Consider the following 26,117-nt stretch of genomic DNA (forward strand, 5'->3'; position numbering starts at 1 on the left):
CGGCCCGGGGATCCCCGTCCGGGCGAGCGTGACCGCGTTCGGGCCGGTCCTGCTGTCGAAGGTGCTCCAGCTGAACCAGACGCAGGAGCAGTCGCTCGGCCTGATCTTCCACTACGCCGACTCCAAGGGCCTTGAGCTGATCGACCTCAAGGACCTGCGGGCGGTCGTCGCCTTCCTCGTCTCCGACAAGGGAAAACCGGAGCTGAAGGGGATCGGCGGGCTCTCCACGGTCACCGCCGGGGTGATTCTGCGGGCGCTCACCGCATTCGAGCAGCAGGGGGCCTCGGAATTCTTCGGCGAACCCGAATTCGACACCAGCGAATTCCTGCGAACGGCTCCTGACGGGCGCGGGCTGGTTTCCGTACTGGAACTTCCGGCGGTACAGGACAAACCCCAGCTTTTCTCTACATTCCTGATGTGGCTGCTCGCCGACCTCTACGCCGACCTCCCCGAGGTCGGCGATCTGGAGCGGCCCAAACTCGTCTTCTTCTTCGACGAGGCCCACCTCCTCTTCAACGGGGCCTCCAAGGCCTTCCTGGAATCCATCACCCAGACCGTGCGGCTGATCCGCTCCAAGGGCATCGGCGTCTTCTTCGTCACCCAGACCCCCAAGGACGTCCCCGCCGACGTCCTCGCCCAGCTCGGCAACCGCGTCCAGCACGCCCTGCGCGCCTTCACCCCCGACGACGCCAAGGCGCTCAAGGCCACCGTGCGGACCTTCCCGAACTCCGCCTACGACCTGGAGGAGTTGCTCACCCAGCTCGGCACCGGCGAGGCCGTCGTCACCGTGCTCAGCGAGAAGGGCGCCCCCACCCCGGTCGCCGCGACCCGGCTGCGCGCCCCGCAGTCCCTGATGGGCCCGGTCGACCCGGCGGCCCTCGACGCGGCCGTCAAGGCCTCGCTCCTGTACTCCCGTTACGCGGAGCCCGTCGACCGGGAGTCGGCGTACGAGAAGATCACCGCCGAGCAGGCGGCCGCCGAGGCCGAGGCGGAGGCCGCCGCCGCGGCGGCCGAGGCCGACAAGCAGGCCAAGGCGGAGGTGCGGGCCGAGCGCGGGGCCCCGAAGCCGGAACCCTCGCTGGCCCAACAGGTCGTCGGCAGCGGCCTGTTCCGCTCGCTGGCGCGCTCGATCGGTACGCAGCTGGGGCGCGAGATCTCCCGTTCCCTCTTCGGCACGGCCCGCCGGCGCCGCTGACGCGCCCTGCTCCAGGAGGAATCGAGCGAACCGGGTGCCCGGCTTACGGCAGCCGCTGACAGACTCGTGTCCATGCGGACCGAACTCACCGACACCACCTCCAGCAAGATCGGCCGGGCCCTGCTGGCGGCCCGGCGGGCCGTGGGCAGCCCCACCATGGGGCTCGTGCTGACCCTCGTCATCGTCACCGACGAGGAGCACGCCTACGACGCCGTACGCGCGGCCTCCGAGGCCGCCCGCGAGCACCCGTGCCGGATCATCGCGGTGATCAAGCGGACCCACCGCGGTCCCGAGCGGCGCCGCCGCACCCGCCTGGACGCCGAACTGCGCGTGGGCTCGGACGCCGGGTCCGGGGAGATCGTCATCCTGCGCCTGCACGGGGAACTCACCACCCAGGCCGGCTCGATCGTGCTGCCGCTGCTGGTCCCGGACGCGCCGGTGGTGGCCTGGTGGCCCGCCGACGCCCCGGCCGACCCGGCCCGCGACGACCTGGGCGCGCTGGCGCAGCGCCGGATCACCGACGCGCAGGCGGCCGTGGACCCGGTGGCCGTGCTGGCCGAGCGCGCGGCCGCGTACGCCCCCGGCGACACCGACCTGGCCTGGACCCGGCTCACCCCCTGGCGCTCGCTGCTGGCCTGCGCCTTCGACCAGAACACCGCGCCGGTGACCGCGGTCGCCGTGGAGAGCGAGCCCGACAACGCGAGCGCCGAACTGCTCGCGCGCTGGCTGGAGGACCGCCTCGGCGTGCCCGCCGCCCGGGTGGCCACCGGCGGGCCGGTCATCACCCGGGTCCGGCTGGAGACCGCCGGCGGGGAGGTCGTCGTGGACCGCCCCACCGGCTCGCTCGCCACCCTGGTCCTGCCGGGCTGGCCGGACCGGACGGTCGCGCTCAAGATACGCAGCACCGCGGAGCTGATCGCCGAGGAGCTGCGGCGCCTCGACGCCGACGAGGTCTACGCCTCGGCGCTGCGCTCCAGCCGGCCGGCCCAGGCCTCGCTCTCGGCGTAGTGGTTGTCGTACGTGGGCTGGCTGTCGATGATGTCCTGCACGGTGGCCTCGCCCGCGCGCACCCGGCCGAGCAGGCGGTAGTAGTCGAAGCGGCCCATGCCGGGGGTGAAGCCGACGAACACCTCGGCGGTGTGGCCGGGGGCCGGGGCGAAGGCGTGCTTCACGCCGGGGGCGACGCTGAGGAAGTCGCCCTTGGAGAGGGTGTGCACCTCGTCGCCCACGAGGACGTCGAGACGGCCGTCGGTGACGTGGAAGAACTCCGTGGCCTTGGTGTGGAAGTGCACCGGGGCACCGGCGGCGCCGACCTCGAAGCTGGCGGCGTTGCAGGTGAGTTCGGCGGTGTCGGTGAGCAGGGTGATGACACTGCCGGGGCCGTCGGAGATGCGCTCTGCGGTGGTGGCGCGGGTGAGGTTCTCGGTCATCCGCCCGACGCTACCGGTGGCCGCGGCGCCCCTCCCCGCCGGGTCGGACGGTCCGTCAACTCATGGCGGGGCAGTGGAATCCGGGCAGTGTGGCCTACGCGCCGCCGGCCGCCTTCGCGGCGGCCTTCGCCGCCTGCTTGTACTCGCGGACCTTCGCCAGCGACTCCGGTCCCGTGATGTCCGCCGCCGAGCGGTGGACGTTCGCGAGGCCGTAGTCCCCCGCCGCCTCCCGCCATCCCGTGGGCCGCACCCCGTACCGCTTCCCCAGCAGGGCCAGGAAGATCTTCGCCTTCTGCTCCCCGAACCCCGGCAGCGCCTTCAGCCGCTTCAGCAGCTCCGCCCCCGTCCCCGCGTCCGCCCAGACCGCCTCCGCGTCCCCCTCGTAGTGCTCCACCAGGTACGCGCACAGCTGCTGGATCCGCTTCGCCATCGACCCCGGGTACCGGTGCACCGCCGGCTTCCGCGACAGCAGCGCGGCGAAGGCCTCCGGGTCGTACGCGGCGATGGCGTGCGCGTCCAGGTCGTCGGCGCCCAGCCGCCGCGCGATCGTCAGCGGCCCGGAGAACGCCCACTCCATCGGTACCTGCTGGTCCAGCAGCATCCCGGTCAGCGCGGCCAGCGGGCTGCGGCCGAGGAGGGCGTCGGCCTCGGGGTCCTGCGCGAGCCGGATGGTGATCTCGTCCATGCCCCCAGCCTCTCCCGGGACCGCCGCCGGCGCCCGCTCGGCGCGCGGTTGTCAGACCCCCGCCCTAGCGTGGGAGGGACGTGTGAGAGACGGCAAGACGACGGACGACACAGGAGTCGATCGACCATGGCCGAGTTCCCGGAAGGTGCCCCCTGCTGGGTGGACGCGATGTTCACCGACGTGGAGGGCGCCAAGGAGTTCTACGCCGACGTGCTGGGCTGGACCTTCGGTGAAGCCAGCAGCGAGTACGGCAACTACACGCAGGCCTATTCGGACGGGAAGGCGGTCGCGGCCGTCGTCCCGCCGATGCCGGGCGGTGACGCGCCCTCCCAGTGGTGCCTCTACTTCGCCTCGGACGACGCGGCCGCCACCGCCGAGAAGATCAAGGCGGCGGGCGGCACGCTGATGATGGAGCCGATGCAGGTCGGCACGTTCGGGACGATGGCGATCGCCAAGGAGCCGAGCGGAGCGGTCTTCGGCGTCTGGCAGCCGGGCGAGCACAAGGGCTTCGAGAAGCTGGGCGAGGCGGGTTCGTACGCCTGGGCCGAGGTCTACACCCGCGAGCCGGAGAAGGCGGACCCGTTCCTGGAGCGGGTCTTCGGCTACACGTCCCAGCGGATGGACGCCGGCGCCGCCGACTGCGAGGACCCGGGGGCGGCCGGGATGGACTTCAAGATCTTCAACGTGGCCGGGGCCGAGCGCTCGGTGCTGGGCCGGATGAGGATGGGCGAGGAGTTCCCGCCGGAGGTCCCCTCCTACGTCCAGGTCTACTTCGGGGTCCCGAACTGCGACCTGGCGGTGGAGAAGACGAAGGCGCACGGCGGGCAGCTGTACTTCGGCCCGATGGACAGCCCCTTCGGCCGCTTCGCCGCGCTCGGCGACCCGCAGGGCGCGGTGTTCGCGGTGATCGACATGGACACGCGGGTCGGGGAGATGCCGAAGTTCGAGTGAGGCCGTGCCCCGTGCGCCCGTGACCCCCGGCCGGGGCGCGGGCGCACGGGTGTCTCAGACGGCCCCGTAGACCACGTACGCCGGCTGCACCAGCGGGAGCGCGGGCCACAGCAGCGGGGCGGGGGCCAGGGTGAGGACGACCGGGTAGCCGGCCGGCGGCGGGAAGGGCACGGAGTTCTGCGCGGCCTGGGCGGGAATGCAGGTCAGGAGGCCGGCACCGAGAGCGAGCGCCGCGGCGGCGGCGATGTTCTTGATCATGCGTGCAGAGATAGTGGCTGTGCGTGACCGCTCGCCAGCCGAGGACACGGTCCATCACCCGTCTGCCGCAACCGGTTCACCGCAGAAAGGTTTGACCGGCTTCGTCAGAGGCTGCGGGCGGTGATGTCGCCGTAGGCGGTGGTCGCGTGGATGGTGAGGGCGGCCGCGGCGCCCTCGGTGTTGTTGAGGGCGTTGTCGATCCGGCCGTAGGAGGTCCCGGCGTCCAGCGAGGCGGAGACCCCGCGGGCGGCTCCGACCGAGATGGCGCCGTACTGGGTGCTGAGGACCACCGTGCCCCGGACCGCCTCGGCGATGGCGATGTCGCCCTTCTGGGTGCTGATCTCGGCCGGACCGCCGACGCGGCCGAGCGCGACGTCGCCGGCCTGGAGGGTCAGCCGGGCGGAGGCCGTCTCGTCGAGCTTCACCTGGGCCTGCGCTCCGTCGAAGACGACGTCGCCCAGCCGGCCGACGCCCCGGAGGTCGGCGGCGGCCGCCTTCGCCTCGACCCGCGATCCGGCGGGCAGCTGCACGGTCACCTCGACGGCGCCGGAGTGGCCGAGGAGGCGGTTCTTGGCCGGGGCGGCCACGACGCGCAGGACGCCCTCGTGGAACTCGACGGTGATCTGCTCGGCCGCCTTCAGGTCACGGCTCCTGGCGGGGTTGGCGGGTCGGACCTCGACGGTGGCGTCGGAGCGGTCGGCGGCGATGAGCTGGATGCGGCCGGCCGGGATGTCGAGGACGGCGGAGACGGGGGCGGTGGTGGCGAACTTCTGCATGGCGGGCTCCTCTGCGCTCGACGTGTGCTCGTCGGTGTTTCTGACAAGAGAAACGCTATGTTGCGTTCAGGGGGTCGGCAACAGTGAAGTCGGTGCGCATGGGAGTCGCAGCAGGTCAGCGCTATTAAATCGTTGCAGTGGGGCTGGACTTAAATGCAATGAACCGAGGGCGTTCGTTGCAACGGATTGGGAGTGAACGCGACGCCGGGAGGCGGATCAGGGGCCGCAGGACTCTTCGAGGTAGGTGGCGGCCAGCTTGCCCGCGCGGGTGAACCAGTCGTTCAGCACGGCCACCTCCTGCGGGCTGTAGGTCGCGAAGAGCTGCGCGAGGAGCGCGTAGTACGGCTCGTAGACCTCGCGCACGCGCTGCGCCGCCTCGGGTACGGCGACCACGCGCACGCGGCGCTTGTCGGCGGGGTCGGGCCGCCGGGTCACGTACCCGCCGCGCTCCAGCCGGTTGACGATGCCCGTGACGGCGCCGGTGGTGACGTGCGCGCGGGCGGCGAGGTCGCCGGCGGTGACGGGGGCGTCCCCGGCCTGGAGGACGTACGCGAAGCAGATGAGGTCCGTCGGGCTCAGTCCCAGGTTCCGGGCGAACTCCTGCTGGGCCACCATGCTCGTCGCGATCAGGTCGTCCATCGCGCCGATCGCCGCCGGGACCGACGCGCCGGGGCGGGGTGTGCCCTCCATTGAAAATCCCTTAGTACCTAAGATAAATTGCTTACTGACTAAGACATCATAGGTCGACAGGGGTGACGTATGAGCGCGCACGGATACGACGAGGGGCACACGGTCGCCGGCTGGGCGGGGACCGCCGTCGCCGCCCTGGGGGCCGCGGTGCTGGGCCTGGGGGTGTGCGGCTGGACCCCCGGGATCTGGATCGGCATCGCCGTCATGGCCGCCGCCGCCGTCCTGACCTGGGTGCTGCACCTGGCCGGCTGGGGCAAGGGACCCGGTCCGCGCCCCCGGGCGCACTGGCCGATGGGCGCCCGGGACCACACCGTGCGCGAGGGCCACGCCGAGTGCCTCGGCTGCCGCGCGGCCGGCCGCCGTCCCGCCGCCGCCCCGCCCCGCTAGCGGGCCTCCGGGCCCGGTTCCCGCCCGCTTCGCCGCCTCGAACACGGCAGGGGCGAGACGGTCGGCTCCGCGCGGTTCTTCCCGGACCGCGCGAAGTGACTACGTACGCGAAGTGACTACGTACGCGAAGTGACTACGTAAGAGGTCGAACCACCCAAGAGCCTGAGCGTCCGCAATCAGATCGCCGGCACCTCCGTCGTCGCGCTGATCAAGGCGACCGAGGTCTCCCTCCAGGCCGCGTAGCGCCCGCCGGGACCTCAGTCGATGAAGAGGCTGCGGCCGCGGCCGGTGGTGGTCGTGCCCGGGTCGATCTGCTGCACCACCTGGCCGTCGCAGTCCGTCCCGGACCAGACCCACGCCGTCTCGTCCGTGCCGTTGACGACCTTGGGCGGGGCGAAGTCGCCCAGCCGGTAGCAGCCCGACGGGTCCTCGTGGCCGGTCCCGTCGATCGTCAGGGTCCCCGTCGCCGCCCGGGCGGTGCCCGCCGGACCCGCCAGCGCCAGCAGCGCCGCCGCCGCGCACGCCCCCAGGGCCTTCCCCGCGCGCCGTGCCGTTCGCCTCATCGTCCGTCCGCCTCTCGACCCGCCCGACCAGCTGTCGTCACGGATGGTAGCGAAAGGTGGCTGGGGGTGACCGGAGGTGGCGGCGGCGCGTGTGTCAGACGCCGATCAGCGCCGGGACGTCCAGGGCGCCGAACCAGACGTGGGTCACCGCGCTGACGTAGCGGGCCCCGCAGCGGTCCGACGGGACCACCAGCTGGCTGCCGGGGCCGTCGAGCTCCTCCCCGTCGAGGCGGGTGGCCAGCAGGACCGGGCTGCCGCAGAAGTCGTCGTCCAGCTCCGCCCAGGACAGGACCGTGTGGTGGCCGTCGCCCCCGCTGACCGCCAGGAGGTAGCGGCCGCGGTCCTTGCGGCGGCGGACGTCGAAGACCGGGCCCGCGCCGGAGATGACGTCCCGCAGCAGCGCGCCCTCGAAGACGTGGTGCTGCGGGCCGTTCGTCGCGCAGTCGAAGACGACCTTCGCCTGGTGCTGCGGCCATCGCCGCAGGTCGGCGACGGTCAGCGTCGCCGGGTGGTCGAGGTCGCCGTGCAGCAGGAGTGAGGCCATGGGGCAGTCATGCCCGGCCTGAGCGGCGCTGGAACCTCATCTGCGAGGTTGGGAGGCTCCTCCGAGTCGCACCTGTGTGATCAATTGTCGTTTCCACCTTGCAGTTTCCGGTTGATTGCCCGCCAAACCACATCACGTGTCAGCGGTACTTCCGTGAAGCGGATCCCCGTCGCGTTCCGCAGGGCGTTCGCGAAGGCGGGGGCCACCGGGTTGAAGGGGCTCTCGCTCATGGACTTGGCGCCCAGCGGGCCGATCGCGTCCGTGGTCTCCATGAAGTGGACCTCGGTGCGCGGGACGTCCGCGTACTGGGGGAGCCGGTAGCGGCGGAAGGCGGCCGTGGTGACCTCCCCGCGCTCGTCCACCCGTACCGTCTCGAACAGGGTGGCGCCCAGGGCCTGGGCCACGCCGCCCTCGACCTGGCCCCGGCACTGCATCGGGTTCATGACCTTGCCGGCGTCGGCCGCGTGGACGCTGCGCAGGATCCTCATCTCACCGGTGTCCGGGTCCACGGCGAGGCGGAACCACTGGGCGTTGAAGGCGACCGAGCGCGGGGAGCCGGTCCAGTGGCCGTCCGCGGCCATCTCCTCCAGCTCGCCCCGCTCGTGGGCGGCCTCGTACAGCTCCTTGAGGGTGACGGTGCGGCCCGCGCAGTCGAAGGACTCGGCCTCCAGCTTGCACAGGTGCCGGGCCACGCCCGTGTGGCGGGCGGCGAAGGTCTTCAGGCGCTCGGCGAGGGAGTTCGCCGCCAGCATCACGGCCTTGCCCGCCACCACGGTGCCGGCCGAGGCGAAGGCGCCGGTGTCGTGGCGGACCACGTCCGTGTCCGACTGGCGGATCGCGATCCGGTCGAAGGTGGTGTTCAGGGCGCCCGCGGTGATCTGCTTGTGGACGGTGGTGGTGCCGTTGCCGAACTCCGCCGTGCCCACCGCGATGTCGTACGTGCCGTCGCGCAGCAGGCTGACGCGGGCGTCGGCGAAGTGGCCTCCCGGCGGGCCGGTCGCGATCATGGCGACGGCGGACCCGGTGCCGGTGAGCCAGCCCTCGGGGACCTCCTCGTGGCTGCGGTCCTCGGCCTCGGCGCGGCGGACGACGTCCATGCACTGCCTCATCCCGTACGAGGCGATGAAGAGGTCCTCCTCGTGGCCGATCGGGGTCACCATGGGGTCGCCGGCGCCGATGACGTTCTTCTCGCGCAGTACCAGCGGGTCCATGCCGAGCCGGTGGGCCAGCTCGTCCATCACCGATTCCAGGGCGAAGAGGACCTGGCCCAGGCCGTAGCCGCGGAAGGCGCCCGCGGGCACGCCGTTGGTGTAGACCGAGTAGGCCTCCACCTCCTTGTTGGGCGCCTTGTACACGGCGAAGGACTCGCCGGCGCTGTGGAACATGACCGCCGGGCCGTGGTTCCCGTACGCGCCGGTGTTGGCGACGATGCGGATGCGCAGGGCGGTGAGGGTGCCGTCCTTCTTCGCCCCGATCTTGATGGTGGTCTTGAACGGGTGGCGGGTGGTGGCCCCGTAGAACTGCTCGGCCCGGGTGAACTCCAGCTTCACCGGGCGGCGCAGCTTCAGGGCGGCGAGGACCACGATGTCCTCGGTGAGCATCTCCTGCTTGCCGCCGAACCCGCCGCCCACGCGGCCCGTGACCACGCGGACCTCGTCCTCGCCCAGGCCGTACAGGGCGCACAGGGCCCGGCGGGTGAGGAAGGGGGCCTGGGTGGAGGAGCGGACGGTGATCCGCTCGCCCTCGCCGTCCTCCTTGGGCTCGAAGTAGGCGACGCTGCCGTGGGTCTCCAGGCTGGCGTGCTGTACGCGCTGGGTCCGGAACGTCTCCTCGTAGACCACGTCGGCCTCGGCGTAGCCCCGCTCCATGTCGCCGATCGTGCCGTGGACCTCGCCGCACACGTTGTTCTCGGCGCGGAAGATCCCCGACTCGGGGCCCTTGGGGTGCAGGACCGGCGCGCCCGGCAGCATCGCCTCCTCCGGGTCGATGACGTACGGGAGCTCCTCGTAGGTGACGACCACGCGCCGGCAGCCCTCCTCGGCCGCCTGCTCGCTGTCGGCGACCACGGCCGCCACGCGCTGGCCGACGAAGCGGACCACGTCGTCCAGGACCCGGGTGTCCATGGGGTCCTCGGTCGGGTGCTCGTGGCGGGCGGAGGAGTACAGGTGGTCCGGGGCGTCGTGGTGGGTGAGGACGGCGTGGACGCCCGGGACCTGGAGGGCGTCGCGGGTGTCGATGGCGACGATGCGGGCGTGCGGGTGCGGGGAGCGCAGCAGCTTCATGTGCAGCAGCCCGGGGACCTCGACGTCGAAGGTGTAGCGGGCGGTGCCGGTGACCACCTGGGGGCCGGCCGGGGCGCCCGGGCTGCGGCCGACGGCCTGGCCCGCCTCGGGCTCCTCGATGTGCTTCACCCCGCGCACGGCGTCCTCGATGGCCCGGTAGCCGGTGCAGCGGCAGATGTTGCCCTTGAAGGCGCGCGGGAGGTCGTCGAGTTTGCCGTCGTCGTGGGCGGTGCCCCGCTCGGCCTGGAGGGCGGCGGTGGTCATCAGGAACCCGGCCGTGCAGAAGCCGCACTGGAAGCCCTGGGCCTGGAGGAACTGCTCCTGCGCCGGGTGGAGGTCCCCGCACGGGGAGGCGAGGCCCTCGACGGTGGTGACGGAGCGCCCCTCGGCGCGGACGGCGGGGTAGAGGCAGCTGTGCACCGGCCGCCCGTCGACGTGGACCGTGCAGGCCCCGCAGTCGCCCTGGTCGCAGCCCTTCTTGACGCCGAACCAGCCGCGTTCGCGCAGATAGGTGCGCAGGCACTGGCCCGCGCGCGGCTCGTCCTCGAAGCGCTGCTCGTTGATCTCGATCTCGTAGCTCATCGGGGTCCCTCCGAAGGGCAGAGTTCGCGGCGGATCTCCTCGGCCTGGAGCAGGGCCATGTGCCGCCGCCACTCGGGCAGTCCGTGGATGTCGTCGAACCATTCGCCTGGGCGGACGGCGCCGTCGATGGCGGCGCGCAGCTCGGAGGCGGTGGGAGGCAGCGCGAACCAGAAGCGGAACGGGCGGGTGGTGGCGGCGGAGACGGTGACGGCCAGCGAGCCGTCCTGGGGGTCGCTGGTGCCGATGACCAGGGACGCGGAGCGGCCGAGGCCGTAGAGGGAGGCCTGGCGGAAGGCGGTACGGGTGTCCAGGGCGCGGGCCGGGAGGCGGACCGAGCGCAGCAGCTCCCCGTCGCGCAGGTCCTTGACGCCGGCGCCGAGGATGAACTCGGTGACGGGCAGGCGGCGGGTGGCGCCGTCCTGTCCCTGGAGGAGGACGGTGCCGTCGAGGGCGGCGGTCAGCGAGATGACCGGGCCCGCCGGGAGGCCGTTGCAGAGGTTCCCGCCGACGGTGGCCATGTTCCAGATCTTGAAGCTGGCCAGGAAGGCCCGGCAGCACTGTTCGAAGAGCGGGGCGGCGGTGGCGGGCAGGGTGCGGCCGAAGCGGGACAGCTCGGTGATGGTGCAGGTCGCGGCGATGTCGAGGGAGCCGTCGGGCTGCCAGGACAGGGGCGCCCAGCCCATGCGGGACAGGTCGACGAGGCGGCGGATGTGGGGCTGCGGCTCCGAGAAGAGGTAGGTGCCGCCGCCGAGGAAGGCGTCGCCGGGGCGCCAGGGTTCGCGGCGGCGCGCATCGCGCACGTCGAGCACCGTGTTGAGGTCCATTTCGCGCCACCAGCCTCTCTGTAGTCCGCGGCGTCCGCTTCAGTGAAGCAAGGGCGAAGGGGGCGAAACGACTGGTCCAGGCCACGGAAACCAGCCAGGGGGGAAAGGGCCTCACTGGAGGAATCACCAAGAGGTGTGGGCGAGGGCACAGGCAGGGCATGGGCGGGGGATGCCCTTGCATTTACGATGAGGTTCCTCGTATTCACCTGGCGAATGTGGGCCACCCCCACCGCAAGGAGTCCCTGCCATGCACGTCCTCGACCTGCTCCAGTCCGACAATCTCGGCCTCACCCTGCTCTGGGGCGAGGAAGCCCTTCTCGGCCAGGAGGTCAGCGGGGTCACCGCCACCGACCTGGAGGACCCGGGCCGGTTCCTGGGCCCCGGCGAGCTCGTGCTGAGCGGTCTGGTGTGGTGGGCGGACGGCGACCTGGGCAAGGCGGACCGCTTCGTCTCCGCGCTCGCCGACGCCGGGGCCACCGCCCTGCTGGCCGGCGAGGAGACCCACGGGCGGGTGCCCGAGGCCCTCGTGGACGCCTGCCGGGCGCACCGGGTGCCGATCGTGGCCGTCCCGGCGCGCACCAGCTTCCGGGCCGTCACCGAGGCCGTGTACCTGAGGCACTGGGGCGACCTCAGCCGCCGGCCCACCCGGACCTTCGCCCTCCCCGCCAACGTCCGCGGCGAGCTGAGCCGGCTGCTGGAGGACGGGGCCGGCCCCGGCGAACTGCTGGAGCGGGCCTGCGCGCACCTGGGGCGGGTGGACTGCTACCTGCTCACCGCGAGCGGGCGCACCGTGGCCCGTACGCCCTCGGCGCCCGCGGTCCCGGCGCAGCGGGCCGCGTCCCCCTCCCGGGGCGGGCTCACGCTCCGGATCGAGGCCGACGGCTCCCCGTACGACGCCTGGCAGCTCCACGTGCCCGACGCCGACGCGGCGCCGCCGCGCGTCCTGCACGAGATCGCCGAGGTGCTGGCCCAGCACCGCGACGGGGCCGCCCACCGCGAGGCCGCCGCCGCGCGGGCCGCCGGGCGGGAGCTGGCCTCCCTGCTGTCCGGGGACTGCGAACCGGCCGCCCTGGAGGAGGCCCTCAGCACCGCCGGGCTCCCCGCCCGGGGGCCGTACCGGGTGCTGGCGGCCACCTCGGGCCCGGCGCTCGCGGAGGCGCTCGCGCACCTGGAGGGGGTGCCGTGGGTGCTGGGCGAGACGGCCGGCGGGGAGGCGGTGGCCGTGCTGTACGAGGACCCGCGGGCGGAGGCCGGCACGGTGGCCGGGCTGCGCGCGCTGTGGCCGCTGCTCCAGGTCTGCGGGGGCCCGGAGGCGGACCTGCGCCTCGGCGCGGGCGCGGCCGCCGCCGGCCCGGAGGAGCTGCGGGCCTCCCTGACCCAGGCCCGCTTCGCCCTCACGGCCGCCGACGCGGTGGCCCCCGTACGCGGGGTGGAGCAACTGGACACCCTGGCCGGGCTGATGGCCGGCGTGCCCGACGAGGTCCGGGCGGTGTTCGGGGCACGGGTGCTCGGCGCGCTCGGGGACGGGATGCTGCGCGAGACCCTGGAGGTCTTCCTGGCCAACAACTGCTCCTGGGCCCGGACCGCGCAGGCCCTCCACCTGCACGTCAACACCGTGCACTACCGGATGGAACGGGTGCAGACCCTGACGGGCCGCGACCTGTCCCGCCTGGACCACAAGCTGGACCTGTACGCGGCACTGCGCTGCCGCTGACCCCGCGCGCCCCTACGGCCCGCCGGGGCCGCCCGGTCCGCCCGGTCTGAGGGGCACGTCCACGTACACCTCGGTGGACTTCACCCGGGCGGTGACGCTGACGCCGACCGCGATGCCCAGCTGCTCCACCGACTCCCGCGTCACCACGGAGACGATCCGGTGCGGGCCCGACTGGATCTCGACCAGGGCCGCCACGTCGTCCACCCGTACCGCCGTGACGATCCCCGCGAAGGAGTTGCGCACGGAGGTGGCGGTGGCGCCCTCGGGCACCGGGTGCAGTCCGGCGGCGCGTTCCTTGGCGAAGGCGGCGAGCACCGGCCCGTCGACGGCCCGTGTCCCGTCGGACGCGCGCCGGGCGGGCAGCCTCCCGGAGTCGGCCCAGCGGCGGACGGTCTCGGGACTCACGCGCAGCAGACCGGCGGCCTGACCGATGGAGTACGAGGGCACCGGCCCACCCTATCGGCGGCCCCTCCGCCCCGGCCGCCCGCCGGTGCCTCAGAACTTGCCGCCCACCACCACGAGGCGGTGGCCGCCCAGCGCGCGGGCGAACCGTTCGAGGAACGCGGGGCGGAACTCCGGCCAGTCCCAGAACTTGAAGCCCAGGCAGCCGAAGGCGAAGTAGCCGCCCTCCCACCTCCAGGCGGTGAGCTCGCCGTCCCGCCCGCAGCCGGGGCAGGCCACGGAGGCCCGGCCGGTCGCCCGCCAGGCCTCGATGGCCGCGTCGAACGGGTCCCACGCCCCGTCGACCGGGTCCCAGTCCTCGGTGAGCAGCGCCACCCGGCCGGCGCAGTGCGGGCACCGGGCGTAGCGGGGCTCACCCTGTCCGCTGTCGAAGACGGTCCGCCGGGGCGCCTCGATCATCAGCCCGTCGGTGGGCGGCCAGTCCGCCTCGGCCACGGCCGTCGCCCAGGAGTCACCCGGCGGATGCCCCAGCGGCGCTCCGAGCACGCACGGCGTCATGTCGGCCCGGACGATCCCCTCGCGCACGAGCCAGCCGAGCCCGAGCTCGGCGAGGGCCCGGGCGTCGTCGGGGGTGGCGTCGAGGTCGACGACGGTCTGGAAGTGGCTGCCCATGGCCCCGACCGTAGACGCCGGAGGGCCGGACCCCCGAGGCGGGTCCGGCCCTCCGGCGCGGTGTTCAGCGGGAGTTCAGCGCGCCCACCGCGTACCGGTACGAGAACTGGATGATCTTCCAGACCGTCTCCAGCTCCGCGTAGGTCCGGGGACCGTAGACCAGCGTCACGGCCTGGACCGGGTGGTGCACGCCCCAGCCCGCGGAGATGACGTCCTCCTCGGCCTCCTTCGGGAGCGTGAGGTGGAGCGAGCCGTCGTGGTGGGGGTGGATGTGGGCCCACTCCCTACCGCGCTGGAAGGCCTCGGCCGGACCCGTGCCGACGCCCTCGGGCAGGAAGAGCGACCGGGCGTGCGGCACCGACACGAGCGTGGGCGCCATGTACACGTACGGCAGCGCCCGCATCCGTCCCCACAGCTCCTCCTGCAGCATGATCGGAGAGATCTGGGAGCCCTGCCCGTGCGGCGCCGGGCCGAAGACCTTCGGGGCCGCGCCTTCGCGGGGGGTCAGCGTGAGCATGGAGGTGTTCCTTTCAGGCCGGTGACCCGGCCGCGGCGATACGGGCCGAAGGGGCTGCGGCGGGGGTGCGTCAGGCGGTCGCCTTGGTGGTGAGCTGCTCGATGACCTCGAGGAGCCCGGTGGTGACCTCGGCGTCGTCGGCGGGGTGGGTGTCGGCGAAGCGGGTGCCGGAGCCCGGGACGGAGAGGCGGGCCTCCTCGAGGACCGCACCGCCGGCGACGCCCGCCGACTTGCGGGCCTCGTCCTGCGCCCAGACGCCGCCGTAGCTGCCGAAGGCGGTGCCGATGACGGCGACCGGCTTGCCGGTGATCGCGCCGGTCCCGTACGGGCGGGACAGCCAGTCGATCGCGTTCTTCAGCACGGCGGGGATGGTGCCGTTGTACTCGGGGGAGACGAGCAGGAGCGCGTCCGCACCGGACACGGCCTCCCGCAGGGCGGCGGCGGCGGCGGGGACGGAGCCCTCGACGTCGATGTCCTCGTTGTAGAAGGGGATTTCGGCGAGGCCTTCGTGGATCTCGACGTCGACGTGCCCGGGGGCGTGCTTGACGGCCGCTTCGGCGAGCTGGCGGTTGTGCGAGCCGGCCCGGAGGCTGCCGACGAGGGCGAGGACGCGCACGGTCATGATCGGACTCCTTGTTGAGAGACGCCTGAGGGGCGGAGCCCGCGGCGGACACCGCGGTCCCGCCTCCGACGTTAGGCGCCACCGCCGGACTCCTGGCGGAGTGCCGCTTGAGCGCGAAGAGCACCGAGAACCCGAGCGCGAACGGGAACGCGAAAACGCCAGAGGGCCGGTCCGTTTTCACGGACCGGCCCTCTGGGCTGGCGGAGGATACGAGATTCGAACTCGTGAGGGGTTGCCCCCAACACGCTTTCCAAGCGTGCGCCCTAGGCCTCTAGGCGAATCCTCCGCCGCAAACAATACAAGACGTTGAGGGGTGCTCGCGAACACGATCCGGATCCGGGGTCCGGACGGTGACCTGGCGGGGGAGGGCGGCCGGGGCGGGCTCGATTCCGGGGGCCTCCATCCGCTACTGTGGGGCCCAGCCCCTCACGTGGCGCTATCTCACCCAACTCCCCCAGGGCCGGAAGGCAGCAAGGGTAAGTGGGCTCTGGCGGGTGCGTGAGGGGCGCTTTGCGTTCCGGGGCGGCGGCGGGCGGCCGTTGTCGGTGGGCCCGGATAACCTCGTAGACGTGTCGTCCCTTGCGCTGTACCGCCGCTATCGCCCCGAGTCGTTCGCCGAGGTCATCGGGCAGGAGCATGTCACTGTCCCGCTGATGCAGGCCCTGCGGAACAACCGGGTCAACCACGCGTACCTGTTCAGCGGGCCGCGCGGGTGTGGAAAGACGACCAGCGCGCGCATCCTGGCCCGCTGCCTCAACTGTGAGCAGGGTCCCACTCCCGATCCCTGCGGCGAGTGCCAGTCCTGCCGCGACCTCGCGCGCAACGGCCCGGGCTCCATCGACGTGATCGAGATCGACGCCGCCTCGCACGGTGGTGTCGACGACGCCCGTGACCTGCGCGAGAAGGCCTTCTTCGGGCCCGCGTCCAGCCGCTACAAGATCTACATCATCGACGAGGCCCACATGGTCACCTCGGCGGGCTTCAACGCCCTGCTGAAGGTGGTCGAGGAGCCGCCGGAGCACCTCAAGTTCATCTTCGCGACGACCGAGCCCGAGAAGGTCATCGGCACCATCCGCTCGCGTACGCACCACTACCCCTTCCGCCTCGTACCGCCCGGCACCCTGCGCGACTACCTCGGCGAGGTGTGCGGCCGCGAGGGGTCGAAGGTCGAGGACGGCGTGCTGCCGCTCGTCGTGCGCGCCGGCGCGGGCTCCGTCCGTGACTCCATGTCCGTCATGGACCAGCTCCTCGCCGGCGCCGGCGAGGAGGGTGTGACGTACGCCATGGCCACCTCCCTGCTCGGCTACACCGAGGGCTCGCTGCTCGACTCCGTCGTGGACGCCTTCGCCGCCGGGGACGGCGCCGCCGCGTTCGAGGTCGTCGACCGGGTGGTCGAGGGCGGGAACGACCCGCGCCGCTTCGTCGCCGACCTGCTGGAGCGGCTGCGCGACCTGGTGATCCTGGCCGCCGTGCCCGACGCCGGCGAGAAGGGGCTCATCGACGCCCCCGCCGACGTGGTGGAGCGGATGCAGGCCCAGGCGTCGGTGTTCGGCGCCGCCGAGCTGAGCCGCGCCGCCGACCTGGTCAACGCCGGGCTGACGGAGATGCGCGGGGCCACCTCGCCGCGCCTCCAGCTGGAGCTGATCTGCGCCCGGGTGCTGCTCCCGGCCGCCTTCGACGACGAGCGGTCCCTCCAGGCCCGGCTCGACCGGCTGGAGCGGAGCGCTCCGCCCGCCGGCGCCGTCTTCGCCGCGCCTGCGGCGGCCGCGCCCGCCATGGGATACGTGCCCGCGCCCGACGCGCACGGCATGGCCCCGGCCGGGCCCGGCGGCGGTGTGGCGGCCGCCCGCGCCGCCGTACGCGGTCCCGTGCCGGACGCCGCGCCGGTGCCCGCTCCCGCGCCCGCCGCGGTGCCGGCCCCCGCGCCCGTGCCGGAGCCGGTGCAGGCCCCCGTGCAGGCCCCGGCTCCCGTCCAGACTCCGCCCGCGCAGGCGCCCGGTGCCTGGCCCGGGGCCGCGCAGCCGGGCAGCGGCGCGCCCGCGCCCGCCGCACCGCCCGCTGCCGCACCCGCCAGCGGGCCGGGTGCCTGGCCCGGTGCCGGCGCCCCTGCCGCGCCCGCCGCACCCGAGCCCGCCGCGGCCCCCGCCGCCGGGCCCGGTGCCTGGCCGGGAGCCGGCGCCTCCGCCGCGCCCGCCGCCGGTGCCTGGCCCACCGCCGCCGCGCCCGGCAGCGGCACCCCGGTGCGGACGCCCGCGCCGGCCCCCGCCCCCGCACAGGCCGCGCCCGCCGCCGCAGGCTCCGCGGCCCCCTCCGCCGAGATGGCGGCCGGTGCCGGGCAGGTCCAGGCGATGTGGCCCGGCGTGCTGGAGGCCGTCAAGAACCGCCGCCGCTTCACCTGGATCCTGCTCAGCCAGAACGCCCAGGTCACCGGCTTCGACGGGACCACCCTCCAGCTCGGCTTCCCCAACCCCGGCGCCCGCGACAACTTCGCGAGCAGCGGCAGCGAGGAGGTCCTCAAGGCCGTGCTCGCCGAGCAGTTCCAGGTGAACTGGAAGATCGACGCCGTCGTCGGCGGAGGCGGCCCCGTCCTCTCGGCGCCCTCGTACGGAGCCCCGGCCGCCCCGGCCTACAGCCCGCCCCCGGCGCCCGCCTACAGCCCGCCGCAGGCTCCGCAGGCCCCCGCCCCGCAGCAGGCCTCGCCGCAGTCGCCGCCCCCTCAGGCGGCCCCCGCGCCGCAGCGGCCCGACCGGCAGGGACCCCCGCCGGTCGCCCCCGAGGACGACGTGCCCGAGGCGGACGACCCCGACCTCGTCGACAGCGCCCTGACCGGACACGACCTGATCGTGCGCGAGCTCGGAGCGACCGTTGTGGAGGAATACACCAACGAGTAGGTCCCCGGTATTGGGTGGCCGCACGAAACCGGCCACGCCGTCCGGGCTACCCTGGGCGGCGTGAAGGTCCTCGTCATCGGCGGCGGCGCCCGCGAACACGCCCTGTGCCGCTCTCTGTCCCTCGACCCCGACGTCTCCGCGCTGTACTGCGCCCCCGGCAACGCCGGCATCGCCGAGGTGGCGGAGCTGCGGCCGGTCGACGCCCTCGACGGCGCCGCGGTCGCCGCGCTCGCCGGCGAACTCGGCGCCGGCCTGGTCGTCGTCGGCCCCGAGGCGCCTCTGGTCGCCGGGGTCGCCGACGCCGTCCGCGCGGCCGGCATCCCCGTCTTCGGCCCGTCCGGCGAGGCCGCGCAGCTGGAGGGCTCGAAGGCCTTCGCCAAGGACGTGATGGCCGCCGCCGGCGTCCCGACCGCCCGCAGCTACGTCTGCACCACCGCCGAGGAGGTCGACGCGGCCCTCGACGCCTTCGGCGCCCCGTACGTGGTCAAGGACGACGGCCTCGCCGCCGGCAAGGGCGTCGTGGTCACCGAGGACCGCGAGGCCGCCCGCGAGCACGCCGCCGCCTGCGACCGCGTCGTCATCGAGGAGTACCTCGACGGCCCCGAGGTCTCCCTCTTCGCCATCACCGACGGCGTCACCGTGCTCCCGCTCCAGCCCGCGCAGGACTTCAAGCGCGCGCTCGACGGCGACCAGGGCCCCAACACCGGCGGCATGGGCGCGTACTCCCCGCTCCCGTGGGCCGACCCGAAGCTGGTCGACGAGGTCCTGGAGACCGTCCTCCAGCCGACCGTGGACGAGCTCCGCCACCGCGGCACCCCGTTCTCCGGGCTGCTCTACGCCGGCCTCGCCCTCACCGGGCGCGGCACCCGCGTCATCGAGTTCAACGCCCGCTTCGGCGACCCCGAGACCCAGGTGGTCCTCGCCCGGCTGCGCACCCCCCTCGCGGGCGTGCTGCTCGGCGCCGCGAACGGCACCCTCGACGCCCTGCCGCCGCTGAACTGGAGCGACGAGGCCGCCGTCACGGTGGTCATCGCCTCGCACAACTACCCCGGCACCCCGCGCACCGGCGACCCGATCGAGGGCCTCGCCGACGTGGCCGCCGAGGACGGGCCCGAGGCGTACGTGCTGCACGCCGGGACCCGCCGGGAGGGCGATGCCGTCGTCAGCGCGGGCGGCCGCGTGCTGTCCGTGACCGCGACCGGCTCCGATCTGGCGCAGGCGCGCGAGCGGGCGTATAAGTCCGTCGCGCGGATCCGGCTCGACGGCGGCCAGCACCGTACGGACATCGCCGCCAAGGCGGCCGAGGGCCGCTGACCAGCAGGCTCGTGAGCATCGGGGGCCCGGGGCGCGACGGCGCGCACCGGGCCCTCGCGTGCGCCCGCGTGCGCCTGCATCCAGCGGCGCTTGAGCGCACCCACCTTTGCCCAAAGCCATTCCATCGGGTGATGGTCCCCTTGTCCGCCTGACGTCCGTCTGCGCCCCAACTAAGGTGCGGCGCAAGCATTCCGGCACATGGCCCACCGGCATTGCGATGTCAGTGGCGGGTGTCACAGTGGGGGAGTGAGCAAAGCCGCCGCAGGGCAGAGGGGGTGAGGTCCGGCCGTGTCCGGAACCGGTTCGATCGCAGAAGTGGGCGTGCCGTCCGCGCGCTCCCGGGCCCTCGCCGTGCTGCGGGTCCGCAGCAGGGCGCTGGCCGCCGTGCTGCTGCCCGCCGCCCTCGCGGTGGTGCTGGTCACCGCCCGGATGACGGGACGGCTGGCCGGTGACCCCTGGCCCGCCGTGACCCTGGCGGTCTGCGCGGTGGCCGTGCTCGTGCTGCTGGCGGGCGGGATCTTCGGTGCCGTGGTGCTGCGGGCGCGTCCCGCCGTGACGCCCACCGTGCCGCTGCCCGAGGCCGCCGCGCCCGACCTGTACCGGCTCGTACGGGACCTGGCCGACCGGATGGGCGTGCCCGCGCCCTCCGCGATAGCCCTGACCCCGGACTGCGACAGCTGGCTGGAGGACCGCAGCCACGCCGCGCACCGCCGGGGCGCGGCGCGCGCGTCCGCCGGCATAGCCGGGCCCGGCGGTCCGGAGTCGCAGCCCGGGGCGGCGCCGGTGCTGGTGATCGGCTCGCCGTTCCTGTGGTGGATGCGGGTCGCGGAGCTGCGGGCCCTGCTCGCGCCCGTCGTCGCCGGTACGGGACCCTCCGCGCACCCGGACATAGCCGACGCGCGGGGCTTCGTCAGGGGTCTGGACGCCGCGGCCGACGTCGGGAGCCGGACCGGGCTCGGCTGGCTCGTCGGCCGGCCCGCCCGGCTGCTGCTGCGGCTGTGCGGGACGGACGCCGCCGAGATGGAGCGCGGGGTGGCCGCGGCCGCCTCGGACCGCGCGCAGGGCGTGGACCAGGGGATGCGCACCGTCGCCCAGGAGCAGGTCGGCCTGGCCTACGCGGGCTGGGACCGGCTGCTGACCCGGGTCGCGCTGCCGGCCTGGCGGATGGGCCGCTGGCCCGCGCATCTGGACGCGGGGGTCGTCTCCGCGCTGACCGAGCTGTCCCGGCGCGACCGGCTGGCGGACGGTTTCGCCTCGCGGCTCGGCGAGCGCCCCGCCTGCGACCTGCTGGAGCAGCCCGGCCTGATCGACGAGGCCGCCTCCCTGCTGGCGGCCCGGCTGTTCCACGGCGGTCCGGCCGAAGCGGGGCCGGACTGGTCGCCGGTGGACTGGGCGGCGTACCCGGAGGAGGTCGTCGACCGGAAGTGGCGTGCGGAGGCGGCCCGGCTGCACGCGGCCCTGGATGCCCTCTCCGTCCCCTCGGGCGGTCTCCCGGTTCCGGCCGACCCGGAGCGTCCCGCCGCCCGGGACACCGCCCGCCCGGCTCCCTCCCCCGCCGCGCAGGGCCCCGCCTCCGCGACGACGGCCGCCGGCCCGGGGCCCGTCCACGACGCCTTCGGCGGGCCGACGCTGGAGCGGGTGCTCGGGTACCTCACGGACCCCGCGGGCGACGGCGCCGCCGGGGAGGCCCTCGCCGGGCGGCTCAGCGGGGACCTCGCGCGGGAGGAACGTACCGCCGACGCCCGCACGGCCGGCCCCGGCAGGGGCGCCGACACCCTGCCCCTGTTCCCGCTCCAGCCCCCGCGCAGCGGCCGGGACCTGCTGGCCGACCACGTGACCGCCCTGGTCTGCTGCGCGGCCGTGGACTCGGCGGGAGCCGCCCCCGGCCTGGACTGGCTCGACGGACCGGTGCTGCTGGCCGGCGGCGAGCGGCGGGCGGACCTCGGCCCCCGGGTGCTCGCCCTCGTCGAGGACGGGGACCCGGAGCCCCTGCGGGACTGGCTCGCGGAGCTGGGCGTGCGCCCGGAGAAGCCCGTCCGCCTGGTCTGAGGGGCCCGCTCCCGCAGGGAGGGGCCGCCACCCCTGGCCGCCACCCCGGCGCCACCCCGCGCGCCACGGCAAGCGGCGCCTTGGGTTCCGTTCCCGTCAATTCGCGACGAACGGTGACGGAGTGAGTGCGTTATGTGATGTGCTGGGACCGGTCGCGACGGCGGTGTCCGAATCCCGCCCCGCGCCACCGTGTCGAGAACGCGTTCGGGGGCGCGAGGGAGGGGAGCGGAATGGGTGCGGACCAGATCCGGCGGTGGGAATCGGGTGCGCTCGCGCACGCGGTGAACGACCCCTTCGGCCAGGGCCCGCTGCCCTGGTTCCGGGGCAGCGAGCTGTACTTCGACGACACGGGCCAGGTCCTCCCCTGGTACGTGGACCCGGCCCTGGCCCCCGGCCGGACCGCCCAGGTCCGCGGCGGCGGCCCCCGTACCGCCGATGACGTCCACCGGCAGATCAAGGGCTTCACCTCCACCGGGGCCGTCGCCCCGGGCGAGGCCATCGACTTCCACATCACCGTGGACCCGCCCCAGCAGTTCCAGGTCGACGTCTACCGCATCGGCCACTACGGCGGGGACGGCGCCTCCAAGATCACCACCAGCCCCCGGCTGTCCGGCATCGTCCAGCCGCCCCCGCTCACCGCCGACCGCACGGTCTCCTGCCACCACTGGTGGCAGTCCTGGCGGCTCCAGGTCCCCTCGTACTGGAGCGTCGGCGCCTACGTGGCCGTCCTCACCACCGCCGACGGCTACCGCTCCCACATCCCCTTCACGGTCCGCGACGACCACCCCGCAGACCTCCTGCTCCTGCTCCCCGACATCACCTGGCAGGCCTACAACCTCTACCCCGAGGACGGCCGCACCGGCGCCAGCCTCTACCACGCCTGGGACGAGGACGGCCGGCTGCTCGGCGAGCGGGACGCCGCGACCACCGTCTCCTTCGACCGCCCCTACGCGGGGGCCGGCCTGCCCCTGCACGTCGGCCACGCCTACGACTTCATCCGCTGGGCCGAGCGCTACGGCTACGACCTCGCCTACGCCGACACCCGCGACCTGCACGCCGGCCGCGTCGACCCCACCCGCTACCGGGGCCTGGTCTTCCCCGGCCACGACGAGTACTGGTCGCTGCCCATGCGCCGCACCGTCGAGCGCGCCCGCGACCACGGCACCTCGCTGGTCTTCCTCTCCGCCAACACCATGTACTGGCAGGTCGAGCTGGCCCCCTCGCCCTCCGGCGTGCCCGACCGGCTCCTGACCTGCCGAAAACGCCGCGGCCCCGGCCGCCCCAGCCTGTGGCGCGAGGTCGACCGCCCGGAGCAGCAGCTGCTCGGCATCCAGTACGCGGGCCGGGTCCCGGAGCCCGCGCCGCTGATCGTGCGCAACGCCACGCACTGGCTCTGGGACTCCACCGGAGCCGGCGAGAACGACGAGCTCGACGGACTGGTGGCGGGCGAGGCCGACCGGTACTTCCCGCGCACCCAGCTCCCCGAGCACCAGGACCGGATCCTGCTCGCCCACTCCCCGTACCTGGACGGCGAGGGCGCCAAGCGCCACCAGGAGACCTCCCTCTACCGGGCCCCCAGCGGAGCCCTCGTCTTCGCCTCCGGCACCTTCGCCTGGTCCCCCGCCCTGGACCGCCCGGGCCACGTCGACGAACGGATCCAGCGGGCGACGGCCAACCTCCTCGACCGGATCTGCAAGCGGGACTGACCCCCGCCCGCACGGCGGCGGAGCCCCCGCCCGGACCCCCTGCCCGGGGCACGGCACCCCGTGCGGGAGAATGGTCCCGCGCCCCGCGCTCGTACAGAACCACAGGGAGACCCCGTGCCCGGATTCGTCGAAAAGCCCGAGCCGGTGCAGGTGCCCGGCCTCGTCCACCTCCACACCGGCAAGGTCCGCGACCTCTACCGCGGCGAGGACGGCAACCTCGTCATGGTCGCCAGCGACCGCATCTCCGCCGCCGACTGGGTGCTGCCCACCGAGATCCCGGAGAAGGGCCGCATCCTCACGCAGCTCTCCCTCTGGTGGTTCGACCAGCTCGCCGACCTGGTCCCCAACCACGTCGTCAGCACCGACCTGCCCGCCGGCGCCCCCGCCGACTGGGAGGGCCGCACGCTGGTCTGCAAGAGCCTCGACATGGTCCCGGTCGAGTGCGTGGCCCGCGGCTACCTCACCGGCTCCGGCCTCAAGGAGTACGTCCAGTCCCGCACGGTCTGCGGACTCGCCCTCCCCGAGGGCCTGGTGGACGGCTCAGAGCTGCCCGCCCCGATCTTCACCCCGGCCGCCAAGGCCGAGGTCGGCGACCACGACGAGAACGTCTCCTACGAGGAGGTCGCCCGCACCACCGGCGCCGAGACGGCGGCGCTGCTGCGCCAGACCACCCTCGCCGTCTACGGGCGGGCCCGCGACATCGCCCGCGAGCGCGGCATCATCCTCGCGGACACCAAGTTCGAGTTCGGCTTCGACGCGGACGGCACGCTCATCGCCGCCGACGAGGTCCTCACCCCGGACTCGTCCCGCTTCTGGCCCGCCGACCAGTGGCAGCCGGGCCGCACGCAGCCCTCGTTCGACAAGCAGTACGTCCGCGACTGGCTGGCCTCCCCGGCCTCCGGCTGGGACTCCAAGGGCGAGCTGCCGCCGCCGGTGCTCCCGCAGGAGGTCGTGGCGCAGACCCGCGCCAAGTACGTCGAGGCCTACGAGCGCCTCACCGGCCAGACCTGGAGCTGATACGACGAAGGCCCCGATCAACCGATCGGGGCCTTCGTTCACTGAGCGGACAACGCGACTCGAACGCGCGACATCCACCTTGGCAAGGTGGTGCTCTACCAACTGAGCTATGTCCGCCTGTGCGCCGTAGCGCGATGCCTACTATACCCAACCTCGGGACCGGGCGAGACGCACTGCCGTGTGCCGGTTCTCCGCGCCCAGCTTCATGGCCGCCGAGGAGAGGTAGTTCCGCACCGTTCCCTGGGACAGCGAGGCCCGCTCCGCGATCTCCGCGATGGGCGCCCCGTCGGCCGCGAGTTCCAGCACCTCCGCCTCGCGGGCCGTCAGCGGGGAGTCCCCCGCGCTGATCGCGTCGGCCGCCAACTCCGGGTCCACGTAACGGCCTCCGGCGTGCACGGTGCGGATCAGCTCGGCCAGCCGCTGCGCCGAGACCGTCTTCGGGGCGAAGGCCCGCACCCCCGCCGCGAGGGCCCGCTTCAGATGCCCGGGACGGCCGTGGCTGGTCACGATCATGACCTTGCAGTCGGGCAGTTCCGCCCGCAGGGACGTGGCGACGCTCACACCGTCCGCCCCCGGCATCTGGAGGTCCAGCACCGCCACGTCCGGCCGGTGCGCGCGCGCCATGGCGAGCGCCTCCGGCCCGGAGGCCGCCTCGGCGACGACCGCGAGATCGTCCTCCAGTCCCAGCAGGGCGGCCAGCGCCCCCCGGATCAGGTGCTCGTCATCGGCCAGAAGTACCCGTACGGGGTTCACGCCCGCACCTCCGTTCGTCGTGCGTCCAGCGGTATCTCGGCCCGCAGCCGGAACCGGCCGCCGCCGGCCGGTCCCGCGTGCAGGGTCCCGTCCACGGCCGCGAGCCGCTCCCGCAGTCCCGCGAGCCCGGATCCGGGCGGTCCGGCGGGTGCCTCGGGCACCCCGTCGTTCTCCACCAGCAGCGTCAGGGTGCCCGCGGCCTCCCGGTCCGTCAGCCGGATCAGGCAGCTGCGGGCGTCCCCGTGCCGCAGTACGTTCGTGGTCGCCTCGCGGACCACCCAGCCGAGCGCCGACTGCACCTCGGCCGGCAGCCCCCGCGCGGGAGTGGAGAGCTCGACCCGGCAGTCCATCCCGGCCGCGCTCAGCACCCCGCGGGCGCCCTCCAGTTCCACCGCGAGGTCCGCCTCCCGGTAGCCGCGCACCACGTCGCGCACCTCCATCTGCGACTCGCGCGCGATCCGCTGCACCTCGATCATCTGGTCGACGGCCTCGGGGCGTTCGCGCCGGGCCAGCTGCACCGCCAGCTCGCTCTTGAGGGCGATGACCGCCAGGTTGCGGCCCATCACGTCGTGCAGGTCCCGCCCGAACCGCAGCCGTTCCTCCGCGACCGCCAGCCGGGCCTGGATCTCCCGGGCGCGGTCGAGCTCGTAGACGGTGCGCAGCAGCCATCCGGAGAACCCGCAGGTGAAGGCGAGGAAGGCGCAGGTGATCAGGATCCCGAGGAAGTACCCGACGACCTCGTTCAGCGACAGGCCCAGCGCGGCGACGGCCGCCGCCGTCCCCGCGGCCGCGGCCGGGGGGACGTAGGCCATGTGCCGGACCCGCTCCAGGGTCAGCACCAGCGATCCGCAGCCGAAGCAGCTCACCCCGACCGCCAGTCCGGGGGCCGCCGCATCGGGGAGCCCGGCGAACCGGCGCAGGCACAGGAACAGCAGGACGGCCGCGGCGGTCAGCACCGAGGTGACGACCGCGAACCGCACCGGCCGTTCACGGCGGCCGGTGACGAAGTCCAGGGCCCGGGAGGAGAGGAACCCGACGAGGACGGAGTGCGCGCAGACCACCACGAAGGCCGCCACCGACGGCGCCAGCGGCCCCGGCGAGGAGGGGTCGCGGACGGTGAAGGCCATCGACCCGAAGGAGACGATCTCCACCAGCACGAAGAAGTGGAACGACCAGCGCGTGTACACCTCGACCTTGCCCGCACTGCTGCGGTTCTTCCACCACCCGGTCAGTTTCGACACGGCCCCTACCCCCGGCTCTTGCCTCTGGTCCAACGGCGCGGTTCCCGGCGGA

The 26,117-nt window shown here is 73.9% G+C and carries 25 protein-coding genes, 2 tRNA genes and 1 other RNA gene; 11 read left to right on the forward strand and 17 right to left on the reverse strand.

The annotated features are described in order from the left end of the window. A partial coding sequence (locus AB0O29_RS09100; RefSeq protein ID WP_365148431.1) for a helicase HerA-like domain-containing protein occupies nt 1–1,195 on the forward strand: 1,195 nt, incomplete at its 5' end. Nucleotides 1,196–1,267: 72 nt separating this feature from the next. Beyond that, nucleotides 1,268–2,203 (forward strand): glucose-6-phosphate dehydrogenase assembly protein OpcA, encoded by a 936-nt coding sequence (gene opcA, locus AB0O29_RS09105; protein ID WP_365148434.1) that lies wholly within the window; start codon nt 1,268–1,270, stop codon nt 2,201–2,203. Here opcA and AB0O29_RS09110 read toward each other — a convergent pair. After that, nucleotides 2,149–2,625, reverse strand: a complete 477-nt coding sequence (locus AB0O29_RS09110) for a cupin domain-containing protein (protein ID WP_365148437.1) — start codon at nt 2,623–2,625, stop codon at nt 2,149–2,151. The two genes, opcA and AB0O29_RS09110, sit on opposite strands and share 55 nt — an antisense overlap. Before the next feature lie 94 nt (nt 2,626–2,719). Further along, the gene (locus tag AB0O29_RS09115; protein ID WP_365148440.1) at nt 2,720–3,310 is read right to left on the reverse strand and encodes an HhH-GPD-type base excision DNA repair protein; all 591 of its coding nucleotides are present in this window, start codon (nt 3,308–3,310) and stop codon (nt 2,720–2,722) included. A 126-nt stretch (nt 3,311–3,436) separates the two neighbouring features. On the opposite strand from AB0O29_RS09115, the gene AB0O29_RS09120 reads away from it, so the two are divergent. Beyond that, a complete protein-coding gene (locus AB0O29_RS09120; protein WP_365148443.1) occupies nt 3,437–4,261 on the forward strand; it encodes a VOC family protein in 825 nt (274 codons plus the stop codon). A gap of 54 nt (nt 4,262–4,315) precedes the next feature. Here the strand turns inward: AB0O29_RS09120 and AB0O29_RS09125 are convergent, their stop codons facing one another. The 3 genes from AB0O29_RS09125 to AB0O29_RS09135 form a co-directional block, all read right to left on the reverse strand. Then, nucleotides 4,316–4,519: a hypothetical protein gene (locus tag AB0O29_RS09125; RefSeq protein ID WP_365148446.1), complete on the reverse strand. Its 204-nt coding sequence runs from the start codon at nt 4,517–4,519 to the stop codon at nt 4,316–4,318. Between the two features lie 104 nt (nt 4,520–4,623). Further along, entirely contained in the window at nt 4,624–5,295 is a 672-nt protein-coding gene (locus tag AB0O29_RS09130; RefSeq protein ID WP_365148449.1) for a DUF4097 family beta strand repeat-containing protein, read from the reverse strand. Between the two features lie 216 nt (nt 5,296–5,511). Continuing rightward, on the reverse strand, nt 5,512–5,985 hold the full coding sequence (locus AB0O29_RS09135) for a MarR family transcriptional regulator (RefSeq protein WP_365148452.1): 474 nt from the start codon (nt 5,983–5,985) through the stop codon (nt 5,512–5,514). Between the two features lie 69 nt (nt 5,986–6,054). Between AB0O29_RS09135 and AB0O29_RS09140 the strand changes: the two genes are divergently transcribed. Further along, the gene (locus AB0O29_RS09140) at nt 6,055–6,372 is read left to right on the forward strand and encodes an HGxxPAAW family protein (RefSeq protein WP_365148455.1); all 318 of its coding nucleotides are present in this window, start codon (nt 6,055–6,057) and stop codon (nt 6,370–6,372) included. Nucleotides 6,373–6,629: 257 nt separating this feature from the next. Here AB0O29_RS09140 and AB0O29_RS09145 read toward each other — a convergent pair whose 3' ends face one another. From AB0O29_RS09145 to AB0O29_RS09160, 4 genes are all read right to left on the reverse strand, one after another. Beyond that, complete coding sequence (locus tag AB0O29_RS09145) at nt 6,630–6,935, reverse strand: hypothetical protein (protein WP_365148458.1); 306 nt, start codon at nt 6,933–6,935, stop codon at nt 6,630–6,632. A 94-nt stretch (nt 6,936–7,029) separates the two neighbouring features. Next, complete coding sequence (locus AB0O29_RS09150; protein WP_365148461.1) at nt 7,030–7,479, reverse strand: molybdopterin-dependent oxidoreductase; 450 nt, start codon at nt 7,477–7,479, stop codon at nt 7,030–7,032. 80 nt (nt 7,480–7,559) lie between these two features. Continuing rightward, the gene (locus AB0O29_RS09155; RefSeq protein WP_365148464.1) at nt 7,560–10,343 is read right to left on the reverse strand and encodes a molybdopterin-dependent oxidoreductase; all 2,784 of its coding nucleotides are present in this window, start codon (nt 10,341–10,343) and stop codon (nt 7,560–7,562) included. Further along, nucleotides 10,340–11,167 (reverse strand): FAD binding domain-containing protein, encoded by an 828-nt coding sequence (locus AB0O29_RS09160; RefSeq protein WP_365148467.1) that lies wholly within the window; start codon nt 11,165–11,167, stop codon nt 10,340–10,342. The genes AB0O29_RS09155 and AB0O29_RS09160 overlap by 4 nt, the downstream gene beginning before the upstream one ends. 247 nt (nt 11,168–11,414) lie before the next feature. Between AB0O29_RS09160 and AB0O29_RS09165 the strand changes: the two genes are divergently transcribed. Continuing rightward, complete coding sequence (locus AB0O29_RS09165; RefSeq protein ID WP_365148470.1) at nt 11,415–12,881, forward strand: PucR family transcriptional regulator; 1,467 nt, start codon at nt 11,415–11,417, stop codon at nt 12,879–12,881. A 12-nt stretch (nt 12,882–12,893) separates the two neighbouring features. Here the strand turns inward: AB0O29_RS09165 and AB0O29_RS09170 are convergent, their stop codons facing one another. The 5 genes from AB0O29_RS09170 to AB0O29_RS09190 all read right to left on the reverse strand — a co-directional run bounded on the left by AB0O29_RS09170 (nt 12,894) and on the right by AB0O29_RS09190 (nt 15,380). After that, nucleotides 12,894–13,328 (reverse strand): TOBE domain-containing protein, encoded by a 435-nt coding sequence (locus AB0O29_RS09170; RefSeq protein ID WP_365148473.1) that lies wholly within the window; start codon nt 13,326–13,328, stop codon nt 12,894–12,896. A gap of 48 nt (nt 13,329–13,376) precedes the next feature. Continuing rightward, nucleotides 13,377–13,955, reverse strand: coding sequence for a hypothetical protein (locus AB0O29_RS09175; RefSeq protein WP_365148476.1), 579 nt, complete (start codon nt 13,953–13,955; stop codon nt 13,377–13,379). A 64-nt stretch (nt 13,956–14,019) separates the two neighbouring features. Beyond that, nucleotides 14,020–14,472 (reverse strand): luciferase family protein, encoded by a 453-nt coding sequence (locus tag AB0O29_RS09180; RefSeq protein ID WP_365148479.1) that lies wholly within the window; start codon nt 14,470–14,472, stop codon nt 14,020–14,022. 70 nt (nt 14,473–14,542) lie between these two features. Further along, complete coding sequence (locus AB0O29_RS09185) at nt 14,543–15,094, reverse strand: NADPH-dependent FMN reductase (protein ID WP_365148482.1); 552 nt, start codon at nt 15,092–15,094, stop codon at nt 14,543–14,545. A 198-nt stretch (nt 15,095–15,292) separates the two neighbouring features. Next, nucleotides 15,293–15,380: transfer RNA gene (locus tag AB0O29_RS09190), tRNA-Ser, on the reverse strand. Nucleotides 15,381–15,511: 131 nt separating this feature from the next. Between AB0O29_RS09190 and ffs the strand changes: the two genes are divergently transcribed. From ffs to AB0O29_RS09220, 6 genes are all read left to right on the forward strand, one after another. Continuing rightward, an RNA gene (gene ffs, locus AB0O29_RS09195) (signal recognition particle sRNA small type) lies at nt 15,512–15,610 on the forward strand. Between the two features lie 53 nt (nt 15,611–15,663). Then, nucleotides 15,664–17,985 (forward strand): DNA polymerase III subunit gamma and tau, encoded by a 2,322-nt coding sequence (locus tag AB0O29_RS09200; RefSeq protein WP_365148485.1) that lies wholly within the window; start codon nt 15,664–15,666, stop codon nt 17,983–17,985. Between the two features lie 60 nt (nt 17,986–18,045). Further along, a complete protein-coding gene (gene purD, locus AB0O29_RS09205; protein ID WP_365148488.1) occupies nt 18,046–19,299 on the forward strand; it encodes a phosphoribosylamine--glycine ligase in 1,254 nt (417 codons plus the stop codon). Nucleotides 19,300–19,587: 288 nt separating this feature from the next. Further along, entirely contained in the window at nt 19,588–21,348 is a 1,761-nt protein-coding gene (locus AB0O29_RS09210; protein ID WP_365148491.1) for a hypothetical protein, read from the forward strand. 230 nt (nt 21,349–21,578) lie between these two features. Beyond that, nucleotides 21,579–23,054, forward strand: a complete 1,476-nt coding sequence (locus AB0O29_RS09215) for a N,N-dimethylformamidase beta subunit family domain-containing protein (protein ID WP_365148494.1) — start codon at nt 21,579–21,581, stop codon at nt 23,052–23,054. A gap of 114 nt (nt 23,055–23,168) precedes the next feature. Then, a complete protein-coding gene (locus AB0O29_RS09220) occupies nt 23,169–24,071 on the forward strand; it encodes a phosphoribosylaminoimidazolesuccinocarboxamide synthase (RefSeq protein ID WP_365148497.1) in 903 nt (300 codons plus the stop codon). A 44-nt stretch (nt 24,072–24,115) separates the two neighbouring features. On the opposite strand, the gene AB0O29_RS09225 is transcribed toward AB0O29_RS09220, so the two are convergent. From AB0O29_RS09225 to AB0O29_RS09235, 3 genes are all read right to left on the reverse strand, one after another. Beyond that, nucleotides 24,116–24,188 (reverse strand) — tRNA-Gly (locus tag AB0O29_RS09225). A gap of 24 nt (nt 24,189–24,212) precedes the next feature. Further along, nucleotides 24,213–24,824, reverse strand: a complete 612-nt coding sequence (locus tag AB0O29_RS09230; RefSeq protein ID WP_365148500.1) for a response regulator transcription factor — start codon at nt 24,822–24,824, stop codon at nt 24,213–24,215. Beyond that, nucleotides 24,821–26,065, reverse strand: coding sequence for a histidine kinase (locus tag AB0O29_RS09235; RefSeq protein WP_365148503.1), 1,245 nt, complete (start codon nt 26,063–26,065; stop codon nt 24,821–24,823). The genes AB0O29_RS09230 and AB0O29_RS09235 overlap by 4 nt, the downstream gene beginning before the upstream one ends. Nucleotides 26,066–26,117: the final 52 nt, after the last annotated feature.

The organism is Streptomyces sp. NPDC089915 (assembly GCF_040684675.1).
In the GTDB taxonomy this organism is placed as follows: domain Bacteria; phylum Actinomycetota; class Actinomycetes; order Streptomycetales; family Streptomycetaceae; genus Streptomyces.